Source organism: Limosilactobacillus ingluviei DSM 15946, assembly GCF_001435775.1.
In the GTDB taxonomy this organism is placed as follows: domain Bacteria; phylum Bacillota; class Bacilli; order Lactobacillales; family Lactobacillaceae; genus Limosilactobacillus; species Limosilactobacillus ingluviei.
This window is the reverse complement of sequence record NZ_AZFK01000087.1, coordinates 1-14,397: the sequence shown is the minus strand read 5'-3', so window position 1 is coordinate 14,397 and position 14,397 is coordinate 1. Positions and strand designations below refer to the sequence as shown.

The window sequence follows — 14,397 nt, the reverse complement described above, 5'->3', positions numbered from 1 at the left end:
GGTCTAGTTAAAGTAAATATTTGTTTTATACTTAGTCCCTAAAAAAAAGAACGTTACCCGCGTGGATAACGCTCAGTTTATGCTTGTTATTACCGCTGACCCGTTTCGATCACTGGCTGACTGCCCCGCTCACTAACAATTGCTACTAATAAGTTGTTAATGATGGTTAAGCGTTGTTCCGGGCTCAACTGCAAGTCCGTTTCCCTGGTTAACTGTTGCAAAGCGTCCTCAACAATTGACACGGCTCCGGCCACAATCGTCTGACGCGCCGCTAAGATGGCGGCCGACTGCTGCTTTTGCAACATGGCCGAAGCAATCTCGGTCGCGTACGCCAAATGCGTCAGCCGGGTCTCAATGACTTTTACCCCGGCCACTGCCAACCGGGCTTGTAACTCCGCGGTCAATTTGGCTGAGACTTCATTGGGATTACCCCGTAAGGTTAATGCCGCTTCATCTTCAAAGGTGTCATAAGGATATTCACTAGCCACATGGCGAATTGCTGATTCGGCCTGAATTTCGACAAAGGCTTCGTAATCATCAACTGCGTACAAAGCTTGGGCGGTATCCACCACTTTAAAGACGATCACGGCCGCAATTTCAATCGGATTCCCCTTTAAATCATTGACCTTGAGGACCTGGCTGTTAAAATTACGGACCCGTAACGAAACCGGTTCTTTATTGGTTAAGGGAATCGTTAAAAAGAGGCCGGCATCGCGAATCGTCCCCACGTAGCTACCGAAAAAGGTTAGCACTTTGGCTGTATTCGGTTGGACAATCGTCAGCGACGACCCTGCCAACAAGGCAATGAGGATCAACAAGGCCCCCAAGAAATAGTGGCCCTGGTAAATCCCCCAGCCACCCCCAACCAAAAGCAGCAAGGCAACCAAAAGTCCTAGGTAACCATTAACGTGAAAGACGCGTTTTTCTTCCATGTTTGTCCCCCCCTTTTTTCAATCGTGACTAAACAACTGGGCCGCTTGAATCGCCCGCTGCCAGCCCGCGTACAATTGCTCGGCGTGGGCCGGGGCCATCGTTGGTGCATAATGCTGCCCCAGTTTGCTTAACTGCGCTAATTCAGCCGGGCTGGACCAAAAATCCACGGCTAAGCCGGCCAAGTAGGCCGCCCCTAAGGCGGTGGTTTCTTCAATTGCCGCCCGGACCACGGGCGTTTGCAATAAGTCCGCCTGGAATTGCATCAGGTAATTATTGCGACTGGCGCCCCCATCAACGGCCAGCTGGGCTAACGGCAATTGCGTGTCCTTGACCATTGTGTCCACCACATCCCGGGTCTGGTAAGCAATCGCCTGCAACGTCGCCCGGATAATGTTGCCCCGGTCGCTGCCGCGCGTAAGCCCAAACATCGCCCCGCGCACTTCTTGATCCCAATACGGGGCCCCTAAACCGGTAAAGGCCGGCACGACATATACCCCGCCGGTTGTTTCCGCGGCAACGGCCATTGCCTCCGATTCACTGGCCGACTTAAAGAACTGCAAGCCATCGCGCAGCCATTGAATTGCCGAGCCAGCCACAAAAATGCTGCCTTCCAAGGCATAGTTGACCTGACCATCGAGGCCATAGGCCACCGTCGTCAGCAAACCATTTTGCGACAAAACGGGTTCAGTCCCGGTATTCATCATAATAAAGGCCCCGGTCCCGTACGTATTTTTAACACTCCCCTTTTCAAAGGCCGCTTGCCCAAACAGCGCCGCCTGCTGGTCACCAGCCATCCCAGCAATCGGCACCTGGACACCAAAGAAGTGATAGTCATTGGTGTAGCCAAAAATCGAGGAGGACGGCTTAACGGCTGGCAACATGGCCCGCGGAATGTCCAACCGGTCTAAAATCGATTGATCCCAATCCAAGGTGTGAATGTTAAACAGCATCGTCCGCGAAGCGTTTGAAACATCCGTGGCGTGAACCCGGTGACTGGTCAAATTCCACAATAACCAGGTATCAATCGTCCCAAACAATAAATCCCCCGCGGCTGCTTTTTCCCGCGCGCCAGGGACATGATCCAAGAGCCACTTGATTTTGGTGGCCGAGAAGTATGAATCAATCACCAACCCAGTCTTTTGGTGAATTTCGGCCGTCAAGCCCGCTGCCACCAGCTCTTCGGCAATCGGCGCGGTCTGCTTAGATTGCCAAACAATCGCCCGGTGAATCGGCTGACCGGTGTGCTTATCCCAAATCACCGTCGTTTCGCGTTGGTTGGTAATCCCAATGGAAGCGATCTTGTAGGGCTGAATCTGGGCCTTGATCATGACATCGGCAATCACGGCTTGGACCGCATCCCAAATCTCTAAGGCATCGTGCTCCACCCAACCCGGCTGCGGAAAATACTGGGTAAACTCCCGCTGCGCAATCGCTACGACTTGGCCCGCGTGATTAAAAATCATCGCCCGGGCACTGGTGGTTCCTTCATCAATGGCCATTACATATTGTTCTTCATTCACGTCCCTCAGTCCTTTCTTCCATCAAAAAATCCCTCCCCAACCGGGAGGGATTCCAGCAGACTAGCCTTCGCTCTTCAGCGTCCCGCCCACTGCGTAGTGATCGGGCTTCATTTCACTTAACACAATGTGGATTCGTTCTTCGGGCACGTTCGCGTTCTTGGCGATCGCAGCCGTAACATCTTGAACTAAGCCCTTGAGTTGTTCGGGTGTCCGCCCTTCCAATAATTCAATGTGTACCAGTGGCATGGTTTCTTCCTCCTTATGGCCATTGTTTAATAAGCGTATTTTACCATATTTCCGCTTACAACGAAAAGCATCCGCCGAAAAATTATGGTTTGCCCCCGAAAAAAAGGAAAAATCGGCCAGCCCGGGTGGGCCCACCGATTCCAACGTTAATTTTGCTTCCGCAGCTGGCGCCGAATTTCAGCTACGTCGTCACGTTTTCCGGTAAAGATCAACCGGTCGTTGTATTCCAAAATCGTCGACCCGTGGGGGGTAATCCAATGGTTGCGCCGCCGAATTCGACTGACGGTAATTTTGTCGATAAATGGCAATTCCATCAGTTGGCGGCCGGTAAAGCGGTGGTTGACCACCCGGACTTCGTACAACCCAGCCTCCGTGTCGGTCAGCATCCCCATTACGGATGGCGACTCAATTAAGGCACGCAAGACACTGGTTTGCACGTTAAAGGCATTAAAAATTTCAACGCCTTCGCCGATTAAATGATCGACCCGGTCGTTATCCACCGCCCGATTATTTTGAAAGGCGATGATCCGTGGCACCCCGGCTTCTAAGGCCACGTGGGCATGGTCAAAGTTGGCTTGGTCATCCAGGTAGCTGGCCACGAAGATGTCCACGTCCAGCAAGCCGGCTGCTTGCATCGTCGCCGTCGTGATCTCGGGCAGGAAGGTCAAATTGTCGACCTCACTGTCGTAGGTCTCATAATTGGTTTGCTGCGTGGTAACCACATGCACATCGTACCACTCCTTGGATAATTGCTGGGCAATCGGAATCGTTAACATATTGGCCCCCACCAACACAACCCGTTGCTTGAGCAGGTCCTCTTTGGACAGCCGGTACACCGAATTAAAGAGGGTTGGCGCAAGGACACAGACCAAAACGGCCGCCAGGATAAAGGCGTCGGACTGACTGCTGGAAATGACGTGCAGCCCCCGTGCCACGGCTAAGGTCGGCAGCACCAAGGTAATCGTCGTCGCCGTCAAAAAGCCCCCGGCAATTGCATTGCGCGTGGAGAAACGGCGCCGGTACACCAGAATCGGGACCAGCTTGGCCAGGAAGAAGCAGGCCATCAAAATCGGGATCAAGACCAAGGCAGCTGGATTGGCAAACAATTCTCGTAAATTCAGTTTTACCCCGGTCATGATAAAGAAGATCGGGATAAAGAAGCCATAGCCGATGGAAGTCAGCTTTTCCGCGGTGGATTCATGCGGCTCTAACAGCTTCATCACCATGCCGGCTAAAAAGCCCCCTAAGATCGTTTCGGCCCCCACCTGTTCGGCAATAATGACCAAAGTGAAGATCAAAAAGAAGGCCAAGCGAATATCCAACTGGGTCGTCGCTTTGGTGACCTTATTAAACCAAATAAAGGGTTGTTTGAACCGGTACAGCAACACCAAGGCCGCCAGCAGCAACAACACCAACAACCAGAGCTGGCTAGCGTTGCCCCCATTGATCGAAGCATACACCGTCAAGCCAAACATCGGGACGATTTCGCCCAACACCGCCGTCAGCAGGATCGTTTGCCCCATCGGTTTGCTTAATATCTCCTTTTCCTTGAGAGTCGCGATCACCACTCCTAACGCAACGGTCGAAAACAGAATCGTTGCCAACAGGGGATCACTGAATAGGCCGGCCACCTTCAAGGCATAGCTCAACAACGCCGCCATGGCCAAGACGCCCGCAAAGGCCACCGAGGCCAAGCGCACGGGCGAGGCGGTTGCTTGTTCATCATTGCTGCCGGGCTTAAAGAGGCCAAAATCAATTTCCATCCCGGATAAGAACATCAATAAGATGACCCCGAGGTCTGAAAGCAACGTCAGGGTATCAGTTTGGTGGACCAAATTCAGGCCCGACTGCCCCAGAATAATCCCGACCACGATTTCGGCCACGGCCGTGGGCACGCTGGTGATTTTAAAGCGGGCCATCATAATCGGAATTACTAGGGCGGCTAACATGACGATAAACATCGATAACTGAGTCATGTTTTCCCTCCATCATCGTTTAGTTTGCAAGGTTAAAAGTTTTCTGACCTAGGTTAGCGCAAATTGGCGCAAAATACCACCCTTTCGCTTGCACTTCATTCACGAAAGATAGAAAAATTGACAAAAAGTCCAAATTTACGGACATTTTCGGGCGAATATTATACAATAAAAGGAAACGAAACCACTTTCAAGGAGGCAATCCTGATGATCAAAAAATTATCAGCCTGCACAAGTATCCTAATCGGTAAAGCCGCTTCGATTGACGGCACGATCATGATTGGCCGCAATGAAGATGCCAAAGCCGCCTGGCCGAAACGCTTTGTCGTACATCCCCGTGGTAGTGTCGGGAGGCGTTTTACCTCGAAAGACACCGGCTTAGTTCTTGATTTGCCCAAGGATAGCTTCAAGTACACCGCCACGCCCGAATGGACTGATCGCTACGGTTTGTTTGAAGAAGCCGGGATCAATGAGTATCACGTGGCCATGAGCGCCACCGAAAGCGCCTATACCAACGAACGGGTCTTAGGCTTTGATCCGCTGGTGGAAAACGGCTTGAACGAAGAAGCGATGGTCACCGTGGTGCTCCCCTTTGTCAAAAGTGCCAAGGAAGGGGTTAAGCGCTTGGGCAACCTGATTGCCAAGTACGGGACCGGGGAAACCAACGGGGTCTTATTTGCTGACGACGATGAAGCTTGGTACTTTGAATCTGGGGCGGGGCACTACTGGGTAGCTCAGCGGATTCCCGATGATGCCTATGCTGTAGTTGGCAACCAGTTGGCAATTGAAGAAATTGATTTTGATAACCAGGCTAACTTCTTATACCACCCCCAAATTCGTGAATTTGTGGCTGATCACCATTTAAATCCCGCCGCCAGTGGCTTTAACTTCCGCCAGATTTTCGGAACCCAGACGCGCTCGGATGCCATTTATTCCACCCCGCGGGTCTGGTATGGTCACCAAATGTTCAGCCCGAAGGCCGCAGCCTTGGAAACACCCGAAAGCCAAGCCCTGCCCTTTATCATGAAGCCTGAGCGTAAGCTTTCCATTTTTGATGCCCAAGACTACCTGGCCAGCCACTACCAAGGCACCCCGTACGACCCGATTGGCGCTTTGGGAACGGAAGAAGAAAAGCACCGCTACCGGCCGATCAGCTTGGCGAAGACCCAGGAATCACACGTCTTGCAAATGAATCGACCGGAAGGTAACGACATACACTGGCTAGCGATGGGGGTTGCCAACCAAAGTACCTTCGTGCCCTTCTTTGCCGACATCACTGAAGTACCAGCTGCCTACAAACGGGGTAAATTACCGGCCCAATTAAACGCCGCCTACTGGATCTTTAAACACGCCAGCGTCTTAGTTGACAGCCATTTACACGACTTCTTGCCACTCTTGCGCGACGTGCAAAAGGAACAGCGGATCAAAGCGACGGAAATGGTGGAAAAAACTGACCAAGCCTTAGCCCTGTTAGACCCCAGCAAGCGGGCCGCTTATTTAACCCGGCAAAGTACCAATTTTGCCATTGATGTGCTTAATGCTTACAAACAGCTGAGCCTGGATTTAATCGTGAAAATGACCGATTACTCTGCGTTAAACTTTAATACGGACGAAAATCTCTAGACGAAAAGACAGCCACGGAGAACGAAGTAAACGTTCTACCGGGGCTGTCTTTTTCCGTTTTCTTCTCCCTTGCTATTCGCTTCCTTTCGTGAGGGTCGGTCGTTTGCCCCGCTTGAGGGGTTGCTTGGTTGAATCCATCAAATACTGTTCAATCAGCTTCACGATCTGCTTATTCTGCGGCAAGTTGGAGTGTTGCGCTTGCTCGCCAGTCACCGTCATGGAAGTATAGCTGTGAGCGCGTTTTTGATAGATATACTTCCCCGCTAAGACCGAATCAGCTGGGACCAAGCCATCAGAAGTATAGGAATCTTCGTTGCCGACCACGGCAATCACATCCAGGCTGCGCGGAATCTTGGTGCGGTGCTTGACAAAGTCGGTAAACATCTGGGTTTTATTTTTAATCGAAGTTTCGGCTAAATTAAAGGGCGAGGCCACCGTCATCAAGACCCGTAGCTTAATGTCATCTTTATAATCATCGTAATAAGTCTCAATCCAGCGAGTCCAAATCAGCCCCCCGTTGGAGTGCCCAAAGGCCTTAAAGTTGTTGAATTGGTATTCTTCACTTAACTGGGCAAAGGCGGCATCAAACATGGTGGCTTGCTTCTTGATGTTGTCGTAGCCATCGTGATTATTCTGAAAACCGACGACAATAAAGGGTTCGCGATCTCCTTTATTGATTTTACCGCTGTACGTGATTTTGCCATTATTGTAAACTTCAACTTTTAGCAAGCTATGCTTTTGGTGGGTATCGCGATTCAACAGGTTGACTAAGCGATTAAACCGTTCCTTGGTAGCCGATGAACCAGGAATCATGATGATTGGTGACATTGTAGCCCGTTGCCGTTGCGCCCGCAGTTGGTTCGAACTGTGCATCTGAAAATAGGCAGGAATCGTCAGCAAAATAATGACCAGTAAGGCCGCCAAGGCAAAACGCCAGGTCCGCTTTTGCTGGGGATCCATGAATTTAAGCTTCATCCGTTTTCCCTCCCTTGATCAGTTGCTGGCAGCTGGTCGTTAAGCCGCAAGGCCAACTTGACAAACGGCAAGTAGCCCACAACATCAACGGCCAAGAGGACCAATGAAGTCAACAGGGCCCACCAGTTGCCATTGGTCCCAAAAAAGGCATAGAGAATGCCCGGCGTACCAGTTGGGACTGGGTAAACCGGGGTCGGAAACAGGTGCAAAGCCAACAAGCCACTGGCTACCGCCAGATTAAGCAAAGGCAACCCTAAAAAGGGAATCAAGTACAAGGGATTCAGCAACACCGGTAAGCCCACCGCCAGGCCATAATCACTGTTAAAGAGCACCGGGACTAGGTTGGTCCGCACTAGCCGGTGGTAATCCCGCTGGTTGGTGGCTAAAATCAGGGCAATCAACAGGGCCAGGGTCAGGCCCGGGCCACCGAAATTGGCGAAGGCTTTTTGCAAAACCGAAGCCAAATACGGGTACGGTAAGTCACCTTGCCCGTGATGGGTCAGTAAGTAATTTAAATCCGCCGCAACTTGGCTGCCGTCCAAGTCCAGCTGGCCATTGTAGTATGGCCCATTTAAACCACCCCAGGCCAAGATATTGGTCAAACAAATTACCGCAAATTTCAGCCAGACCGGCTGGTTGCCATTGCCGATCCCCTGCAATGAGCCGTAAAATTGCGAAAGTAAACTGTAGTAAGAAGCCAAATTTAACAATCCTTGGCACACTAAACTGATGGTTAAGACAATCAAGATCGGCCGTAACGCCGCAAACATCCGGTAAAAGATTTCGCTTAAAGCCACTTCCCGGGGCAGATAGGCGGGCTGCCCCCACCGGCGAAAGGCCCGGCCAACCAAATAGCCAACCAGAAGCGCTAATAATAAGGTCCCATACGAGGTCAGCATCCAATCGAGGTTAAAGCGCCCATTGTTGCCATGCCGCAACGCCAATAAGAGATAGGCGCTCAATGCCGTCAGCCCCGCCATCTGCTCATCGCGCTGGTAGCTTCTGGCCGTGTATTTAGCCATGGCAAACGCCGCCGCTAATCCAACCATCCCTAAGGTCACCGCGCGTAAAGCCATTAAATTGCTGCTCAAAACTTGCATCACGCCAGGTGTCGTCCACGCATCTAAGGCTAAAACCCCGTATAAAAAGCCACTGGGATTGAGCAAGCTGTCCTGCAGCCATTGACTAACGGCCCCGACTAAAACAAAGGGAAAAATGACCACTAAGGTCCGCCGCAGTGCGCGGGTAAAGGTGCGGTGGTGCAGGGCTGCCACTCGCGCTCCCAACCAATTTTGCATCTTGGTCCCCTTCTTTCTGATTTTTCCTTATTGTCGCGTGCTAACCACTGATTTGCAAGCCCTTTTCCAAAATAAAACCACCCCTTTTCCGCGCGAAAAAGGGTGGTTCGGACTTACCAACTAGCTTTTTTGACGCCCGGCAGCTTGCCTTCATGGGCTAAGCGCCGGAAAGTTAACCGCGACATCCCAAATTGCCGCAAATAGCCCCGCGGTCGACCATCATATTGATCCCGGTTGCGCAGCCGAACTGGGCTGGCATCACGGGGCAGCTGAGCTAACCCAGCATAATCATGGGCGGCCTTAAGCGCTGCCCGCTTGGCCGCATACTTGGCCACCATTGCTGCTTGGCGTTGGGCCTTGGCAATTTTTGCTTTCTTTGCCATAAAAACTCCTTATCAGCCTACTCAAGTTGTCCCCAGGTGAGGAGAGTCAATTCACTGATGTTAGTGTAGCGAACGGGGTCCCAAAAAGCAATTAATTTAGCTCACAAAAAGTAAGTTATTTATTGTGGGCGAATTGGGCTTGGTACTGTTGGCATTCGGCGACGTAGTTATACTTTGCATTCGCCGCAGCCAGCATTTCTTGGTTGTGCGTATACACCCGCCCCGTCTTTAAGTGACGGTGATAAATCGCCAAGTAAGGCAGTTCGGCCGCTTGCGCCGCTCGCCACTCGGCCTTACGATCATAAGCCACGTGCCGGAAGTTCAGGCCCGCCAAGCCCTGCTCATCGACTTGCAAGATGAGGTACTGAGCGCGGGTATCCGCTTGCAGTTTTGCCTGCCCATTAAAGGGTTCTCCCACCGAACCAGGATTTAAGATAATCCGCTCATCTGACCCATAGCGCAATAATTGGTGATGCACGTGGGCGTATAAGGCCACGTCCGTTTCTGGTAAGAAGAGCTGGTCAAACTTGCGACTGGAATTGGTCGGAAAGAGGGCCTGGCCCATGTTGAGCTTGGGTAAATTATGCGACAAACTGAAATTCAGCTTGCCAACGGTTACGGTTTGCCGTAAGGGCCAGGCTGCCATCGTCGCCAAGGCCGATTTGGGCAGCCGTTCGGCGACAAACTGGGCCAGGCGGGCAAAGTAAACGTGGGAAGGCTTTTTTAAATCAATTTCGCCCCGCGCACCGTGAATTACTAAATCATCCCAATTGCCCCGGACGAGCTGACTGGGGTGGATGGCTTCCAGCAGGTCCCAAATTTCGGCCACTCCCGGGCCGGGCATCAAGAGGTCCCCTAAGAACCAGTAATCCGTCGCCCCTTGAGCCTTAGCATCTGCGAGCATCGCTTTGAAGGCGGTCGCATTTCCGTGAATATCTGAAAAAATGGCAATTGTTTGCATCGCACCGTTCCCTGCTTTCCACAAAAGTTAAGTTAATCTTACCCCACTGAACCGAATTTAAAAAGTCAAGCGCCCGCAATTATGGTATTCTAATTACTATTAGTAAAAAGAAGGAGTATTTTTCAATGTCTCAAATCGCAACTGACGAACCTTTCCCCGCGGGCTGGCGCCGCGCCTTCATCGTCTTATGGCTGGGCTGCTTTATCACCGGGATGGGCTATTCGATGACGATGCCCTTTATTTCTTTGTTTATTAACGAGTTGGGAACCTTCACACATTTCCAGTTAAACCTCTTTTCAGGCCTGGCCTTTGCGATGACCTTCATCTCGCAAGCTTTGGTCTCCCCCTTTTGGGGCAGCCTAGCTGACACCAAGGGGCGGAAATTAATGTGTTTGCGGGCCAGTGGCGTAATGGCCATCACGATCTTCGTGACGGGGCTGGCCACCAACGTCTGGATGATTATTTTCATGCGTTTCTTACAGGGGGCCTTTTCGGGCTACATTAACAACGCTACAGCCCTGATCGCTGGTGAAACACCTCATCGCAAGTCCGGCTGGGTGATGTCAACGATGATGACGGCCGGCGTCTCGGGCAACCTGGTTGGGCCCTTGCTGGGCGGCGCGTTGTCGGATTGGTGCGGCTACCGGATCCCCTTCTTTATTACCGGGGGTTTGATGTTATTAACCTTTCTGCTGACCTTAACCTTAGTGGACGAACACTTTACCCCAATTCAGCCGACAGAACTCAAGCCGATGCGGGAGCTGTTGCATTTGATTCCAAATGTCAAGCTAATCTATGCCATGTTTGTCACGACTTTGATTGTCCAAGCCTCGGTCATGAGCATTGACCCGATCGTTTCCCTGTATGTGCGGGACATGATTGGCAACCACCGCAATTTAGCCTTAATTGCCGGAATTGTGGCCGCCGCCCCGGGGCTGGGCAATCTCTTATCCGCCTCTAAAGTCGGCCACTTGATGGATCACGTCGGCCCCGAGCGGATCTTGCAACTTGGCCTGGCCATTGCGACCCTGCTCTTTATTCCGATGGCCCTCACCCATTCGCCCGCTTGGCTGGCCGGGTGGCGCTTTATCCTGGGGTTGGCCAGCGCGGGCTTAATGCCAGCGGCTCAAACGATCCTCACTTTGGACGTTCCCCACGAAGCCTTTGGCCGGATCTTTTCTTATAACCAGTCCTTTCAAGCCGCCGGTTCCGTCTTGGGCTCGCTGATGGGGTCCTTAGTTTCCGGCCTTTTTTCTTACCCGGCCGTCTTTTGGCTGACTGGCGCAACCCTCTTAATCAACCTGTTGATTGTCATGGTCACCCGAACGCGAACTGCTAAATAGACTAAGTAATTAATGCTTGGCACCCCTAATTATGGGGGTGCTTTTTTGTCGCGGGAGCCCTTCGGTAAGTTGCTTGAGCGTTAACGTAAGGGGCATTTTAAGTCACGCACTCCGTTACAGAGTGCGATTGGGAGACAGTCTCAGCTGTTCTTTTACGCCTGCAGTCAGGGAAAAGGCATAATAAAAACGGCTACCGCATTGGTAACCGTTAAAGTTTGATTAAGTGTTTCTTGATCTCAGCGATTAAACGCTGTTTGTCTGCTGGAGTTAACATTGGTGGGACTAGTTCGTCGATTGAATCGACGTAACAACAACCATCGTTTGGCTCGAATCCGATCGTTTGATGATCTATATCGTAACCTAATGGGAAGTCAGCCCAGTTTGACCAAAAAGTTGAAATAATCTCCATTTCGTCTTGAGAATATTTGCCTTTAACGATTTTACTCGTAAAGCAAAATTCATAATGAACAGAATCTATCTTGAACTTTTTAGCCATTCGACTACCTCCAAATTAAGGACATTTAGTGTCGCTCCCATTTTAATAATATCATATCCACTTAAAATGCCTACGATTTCATGATTGTAATCCATTACTGAATTTTTGTCAGTAATATTTTCAAGATTTGCAAGCATTTTTGATGAATCGATAATATCAAGTACTTTAGCTTTAGAATTAATTCCCCATTCCGTAACCTTAGAATTTGCGCCGCGCAACGAATGCATTTGCGCTTGAAAATCATCTTCAGAAAAATAAGCTCCTCGGCCTTTCGAAGAACTATCTGCTCCCGAAATCATTAATGATGTGGTTTTAAGCTTCTCAATAAATTCATCGGCTGTTACCCCGTCGCTATCGTGAACCCCACGGTAAACAATTTGCCCACTATACTGATCAACCGGCGTTGGAATCGTATTATACCCGTTCCGAACCACCAGCCACTTAACAAATTTTACTTTCTCATCATCGTATAGATTACTCTCATCGATGAATTTTCCGGCGCCATCAGCTTAACTACATCAATACCAGTCTCTTTACGATATTGCGAAATAGCATGATCGTAACGGGCTTGAATTACTTTAATATCAGTAGTAGGTTTGGACCGATCATTTCAATCCACGCACTCCGTTGCAGAGTGCGATATGATCACTACTATGCCCATTTACACGTCCGCGTATTTCAATCCACGCACTCCGTTACAAAGTGCGATTCGTTAAATAGACTTACATACCGGGCTGTAAATATTTCAATCCACGCACTCCGTTACAGAGTGCGATTGTTCTTTGACTGCCGTTGACTGCATTTCTTTCCAAATTTCAATCCACGCACTCCGTTACAGAGTGCGATACGGGGGCAAGGACTGGATCGATATCCCCGAGTTGCAATTTCAATCCACGCACTCCGTTACAGAGTGCGATAGCCGATAAAGTAGCCCATGCCACAACTGGCAAGATTTCAATCCACGCACTCCGTTACAGAGTGCGATCAATTGGTGGCCACGGCCCAGCATGACCAAATGCTATTTCAATCCACGCACTCCGTTACAGAGTGCGATCGCAAGATATTGTGGTTCAAGTCTAAAATACAGCTTTTCTATGTAATCTTGCGACTAAAAATGACAAACCACGCAAGCCAAATGTCTCCCAATGAGACTTAATCGCATGTTTTGTTGGTGCGAATCTTCCGGGCAAAATATGTTTACCTAAGGTTCGCACCTCTTTTCTAAGGAAGCAGCAGAGTATCTACGAGGGAAGCCTAACATTTACTTAATAGTTGGCTTAACAATTCTTTTCTAGTCCCTACTAACTTAGTTTAAATTATTGTTAACTAGCCCCACTTACTTAGTTTCCTCACACATTAGCAGATATTATCTTAATCGATTCAATTCACGTTTCTAATGCTTTAATTGCTAATAAGTGATGAGATAACTTGGCCAGCAACCTTGATTACTCAAACCCCAAGATTGCTTTTACCAGTTGATCCACCTCTACCGGCACATCAGTATGTTCAAGGAAACTATAGTAACGATGGACAACATCAAGCGTTGTCAATTGATCGCAAAGTAAAGTTCCATATGTTTGGGTTCCCCGCTCTGCTGCTAACCACTCATAGACAAGCGGGTATGATCGATCTGTTGTCGTAAACGGAACTGCCCAAACAAACGGCGATACTTCATTCAAAGCCTGCTCACTTAGAACCAACCATGGTCGCAGCCCTTTTTGCTCCCGATTGTGATGTGGCTTTGGATCATTTGAAACCAGGATAATGTCGCCTTTAGCCAGCGGCTTTTGTACACTCACATGGACACCTCCATAAATTTATTATTCGTATTAAAGCGCATTGGCGCAGCTTATCAGAACCCATCATTTAATAAAGTTCTTCACCCACTGCGCCCCCTTTGTCAACCACTTCCATTGGGTATGGCTGACTACGGTCATATCCAGCTAGAAGCTTATCAATCGCTTTCGTTTCTTTGACTGGCTTCAAAATAATCTCATTATCAGTAGCCTTAAACTCAAACTTATCATTTTGTTCCAGCCCAAATTGATTTAATAACTTTTGTGGTAAACGAATCGACAAACTATTCCCCCACTTGCTAAGCGTTAACTCCCCTTGGTTCATCTTGTCGCCCTCCTTTGGTAAATCATAACATTTTGCTAGTACCATAGTAACATTTGTATCAACTAGTATCAACGTAAAAGGGAATGGTCTGACTATTTTAAACCGCGCACTCCGTTACAGAGTGCGATTACTACATATTAATTTCCGTTTTCTGGCACGCCATTTCAATCCACGCACTCCATTACAGAGTGCGATACAATACTACCCTTTGGCGTTTGGACCTTTGGTAAATTTCAATCCACGCACTCCATTACAGAGTGCGATGATCCGGCAAAATATATCCGATGCCTGCGAGCCATTTCAATCCACGCACTCCATTACAGAGTGCGATTCGCGATATTCACAGCCCCAGCCCTCTTCTGTAGTATTTCAATCCACGCACTCCATTACAGAGTGCGATCCGGTGTCGGTCTTCACATCGCCGTCGTCATCAATATTTCAATCCACGCACTCCATTACAGAGTGCGATGTGAACTGGACCCTGTCAAGTGGAAAGTTGAATTATGTAAATGATTAGGCAGCTAG

14 protein-coding genes and 2 CRISPR repeat arrays are annotated in these 14,397 nt (G+C 49.7%); of the genes, 2 read left to right on the top strand and 12 right to left on the bottom strand.

What is annotated here, in order from left to right; all coding sequences use genetic code 11:
• Nucleotides 1–89: 89 nt before the first annotated feature.
• The 4 genes from FC43_RS09725 to FC43_RS09710 all read right to left on the bottom strand — a co-directional run bounded on the left by FC43_RS09725 (nucleotide 90) and on the right by FC43_RS09710 (nucleotide 4,675).
• On the bottom strand, nucleotides 90–932 hold the full coding sequence (locus FC43_RS09725; protein ID WP_019205517.1) for an SPFH domain-containing protein: 843 nt from the start codon (nucleotides 930–932) through the stop codon (nucleotides 90–92).
• An 18-nt stretch (nucleotides 933–950) separates the two neighbouring features.
• Nucleotides 951–2,453, bottom strand: coding sequence for a glycerol kinase GlpK (gene glpK / locus FC43_RS09720; protein ID WP_019205518.1), 1,503 nt, complete (start codon nucleotides 2,451–2,453; stop codon nucleotides 951–953).
• Between the two features lie 60 nt (nucleotides 2,454–2,513).
• A complete protein-coding gene (locus tag FC43_RS11140; RefSeq protein ID WP_235807621.1) occupies nucleotides 2,514–2,738 on the bottom strand; it encodes a 2-hydroxymuconate tautomerase in 225 nt (74 codons plus the stop codon).
• A gap of 107 nt (nucleotides 2,739–2,845) precedes the next feature.
• Nucleotides 2,846–4,675 (bottom strand): monovalent cation:proton antiporter family protein, encoded by a 1,830-nt coding sequence (locus tag FC43_RS09710; RefSeq protein ID WP_019205520.1) that lies wholly within the window; start codon nucleotides 4,673–4,675, stop codon nucleotides 2,846–2,848.
• Between the two features lie 204 nt (nucleotides 4,676–4,879).
• Between FC43_RS09710 and FC43_RS09705 the strand changes: the two genes are divergently transcribed.
• On the top strand, nucleotides 4,880–6,295 hold the full coding sequence (locus FC43_RS09705; protein WP_056955506.1) for a C69 family dipeptidase: 1,416 nt from the start codon (nucleotides 4,880–4,882) through the stop codon (nucleotides 6,293–6,295).
• Between the two features lie 72 nt (nucleotides 6,296–6,367).
• Here FC43_RS09705 and FC43_RS09700 read toward each other — a convergent pair whose 3' ends face one another.
• The 4 genes from FC43_RS09700 to FC43_RS09685 form a co-directional block, all read right to left on the bottom strand.
• A complete protein-coding gene (locus FC43_RS09700) occupies nucleotides 6,368–7,270 on the bottom strand; it encodes an alpha/beta hydrolase (RefSeq protein WP_420865150.1) in 903 nt (300 codons plus the stop codon).
• Entirely contained in the window at nucleotides 7,267–8,568 is a 1,302-nt protein-coding gene (locus FC43_RS09695) for a PTS transporter subunit EIIC (RefSeq protein ID WP_019205523.1), read from the bottom strand. Before FC43_RS09695 ends, FC43_RS09700 begins: the two co-directional genes overlap by 4 nt.
• Before the next feature lie 113 nt (nucleotides 8,569–8,681).
• A complete protein-coding gene (rpsN, locus tag FC43_RS09690) occupies nucleotides 8,682–8,951 on the bottom strand; it encodes a 30S ribosomal protein S14 (RefSeq protein ID WP_019205524.1) in 270 nt (89 codons plus the stop codon).
• Between the two features lie 115 nt (nucleotides 8,952–9,066).
• Nucleotides 9,067–9,912: a metallophosphoesterase family protein gene (locus tag FC43_RS09685; protein WP_019205525.1), complete on the bottom strand. Its 846-nt coding sequence runs from the start codon at nucleotides 9,910–9,912 to the stop codon at nucleotides 9,067–9,069.
• Between the two features lie 125 nt (nucleotides 9,913–10,037).
• On the opposite strand from FC43_RS09685, the gene FC43_RS09680 reads away from it, so the two are divergent.
• A complete protein-coding gene (locus FC43_RS09680; RefSeq protein ID WP_019205526.1) occupies nucleotides 10,038–11,255 on the top strand; it encodes an MFS transporter in 1,218 nt (405 codons plus the stop codon).
• Between the two features lie 208 nt (nucleotides 11,256–11,463).
• Here the strand turns inward: FC43_RS09680 and FC43_RS09675 are convergent, their stop codons facing one another.
• The 4 genes from FC43_RS09675 to FC43_RS09660 form a co-directional block, all read right to left on the bottom strand.
• Nucleotides 11,464–11,751 (bottom strand): hypothetical protein, encoded by a 288-nt coding sequence (locus tag FC43_RS09675; protein WP_019205527.1) that lies wholly within the window; start codon nucleotides 11,749–11,751, stop codon nucleotides 11,464–11,466.
• Entirely contained in the window at nucleotides 11,730–12,185 is a 456-nt protein-coding gene (locus FC43_RS09670; RefSeq protein WP_019205528.1) for a hypothetical protein, read from the bottom strand. Before FC43_RS09670 ends, FC43_RS09675 begins: the two co-directional genes overlap by 22 nt.
• Nucleotides 12,186–12,358: 173 nt before the next feature.
• A CRISPR array of direct repeats spans nucleotides 12,359–12,805; the repeat unit is 34 nt.
• A 391-nt stretch (nucleotides 12,806–13,196) separates the two neighbouring features.
• Nucleotides 13,197–13,550 (bottom strand): type II toxin-antitoxin system PemK/MazF family toxin, encoded by a 354-nt coding sequence (locus FC43_RS09665; protein WP_019205529.1) that lies wholly within the window; start codon nucleotides 13,548–13,550, stop codon nucleotides 13,197–13,199.
• A gap of 67 nt (nucleotides 13,551–13,617) precedes the next feature.
• Entirely contained in the window at nucleotides 13,618–13,872 is a 255-nt protein-coding gene (locus FC43_RS09660) for an AbrB/MazE/SpoVT family DNA-binding domain-containing protein (RefSeq protein WP_019205530.1), read from the bottom strand.
• Nucleotides 13,873–13,965: 93 nt separating this feature from the next.
• Nucleotides 13,966–14,341: a CRISPR direct-repeat array (repeat unit 34 nt; unit sequence ATTTCAATCCACGCACTCCATTACAGAGTGCGAT).
• Nucleotides 14,342–14,397 lie beyond the last annotated feature (56 nt).

Excerpts from the sequence above, each read along its gene's own strand:
- FC43_RS09695 (WP_019205523.1), bottom strand. The coding sequence starts at position 8,568 with ATGCAAAATTGGTTGGGAGCGCGAGTGGCAGCCCTGCACCACCGCACC.
- FC43_RS09660 (WP_019205530.1), bottom strand. The coding sequence starts at position 13,872 with ATGAACCAAGGGGAGTTAACGCTTAGCAAGTGGGGGAATAGTTTGTCG.
- rpsN (WP_019205524.1), bottom strand. The coding sequence starts at position 8,951 with ATGGCAAAGAAAGCAAAAATTGCCAAGGCCCAACGCCAAGCAGCAATG.
- FC43_RS09680 (WP_019205526.1), top strand. The coding sequence starts at position 10,038 with ATGTCTCAAATCGCAACTGACGAACCTTTCCCCGCGGGCTGGCGCCGC.
- FC43_RS09705 (WP_056955506.1), top strand. The coding sequence starts at position 4,880 with ATGATCAAAAAATTATCAGCCTGCACAAGTATCCTAATCGGTAAAGCC.
- FC43_RS09675 (WP_019205527.1), bottom strand. The coding sequence starts at position 11,751 with ATGGCTAAAAAGTTCAAGATAGATTCTGTTCATTATGAATTTTGCTTT.
- FC43_RS09700 (WP_420865150.1), bottom strand. The coding sequence starts at position 7,270 with ATGAAGCTTAAATTCATGGATCCCCAGCAAAAGCGGACCTGGCGTTTT.
- FC43_RS09685 (WP_019205525.1), bottom strand. The coding sequence starts at position 9,912 with ATGCAAACAATTGCCATTTTTTCAGATATTCACGGAAATGCGACCGCC.
- FC43_RS09710 (WP_019205520.1), bottom strand. The coding sequence starts at position 4,675 with ATGACTCAGTTATCGATGTTTATCGTCATGTTAGCCGCCCTAGTAATT.
- FC43_RS09725 (WP_019205517.1), bottom strand. The coding sequence starts at position 932 with ATGGAAGAAAAACGCGTCTTTCACGTTAATGGTTACCTAGGACTTTTG.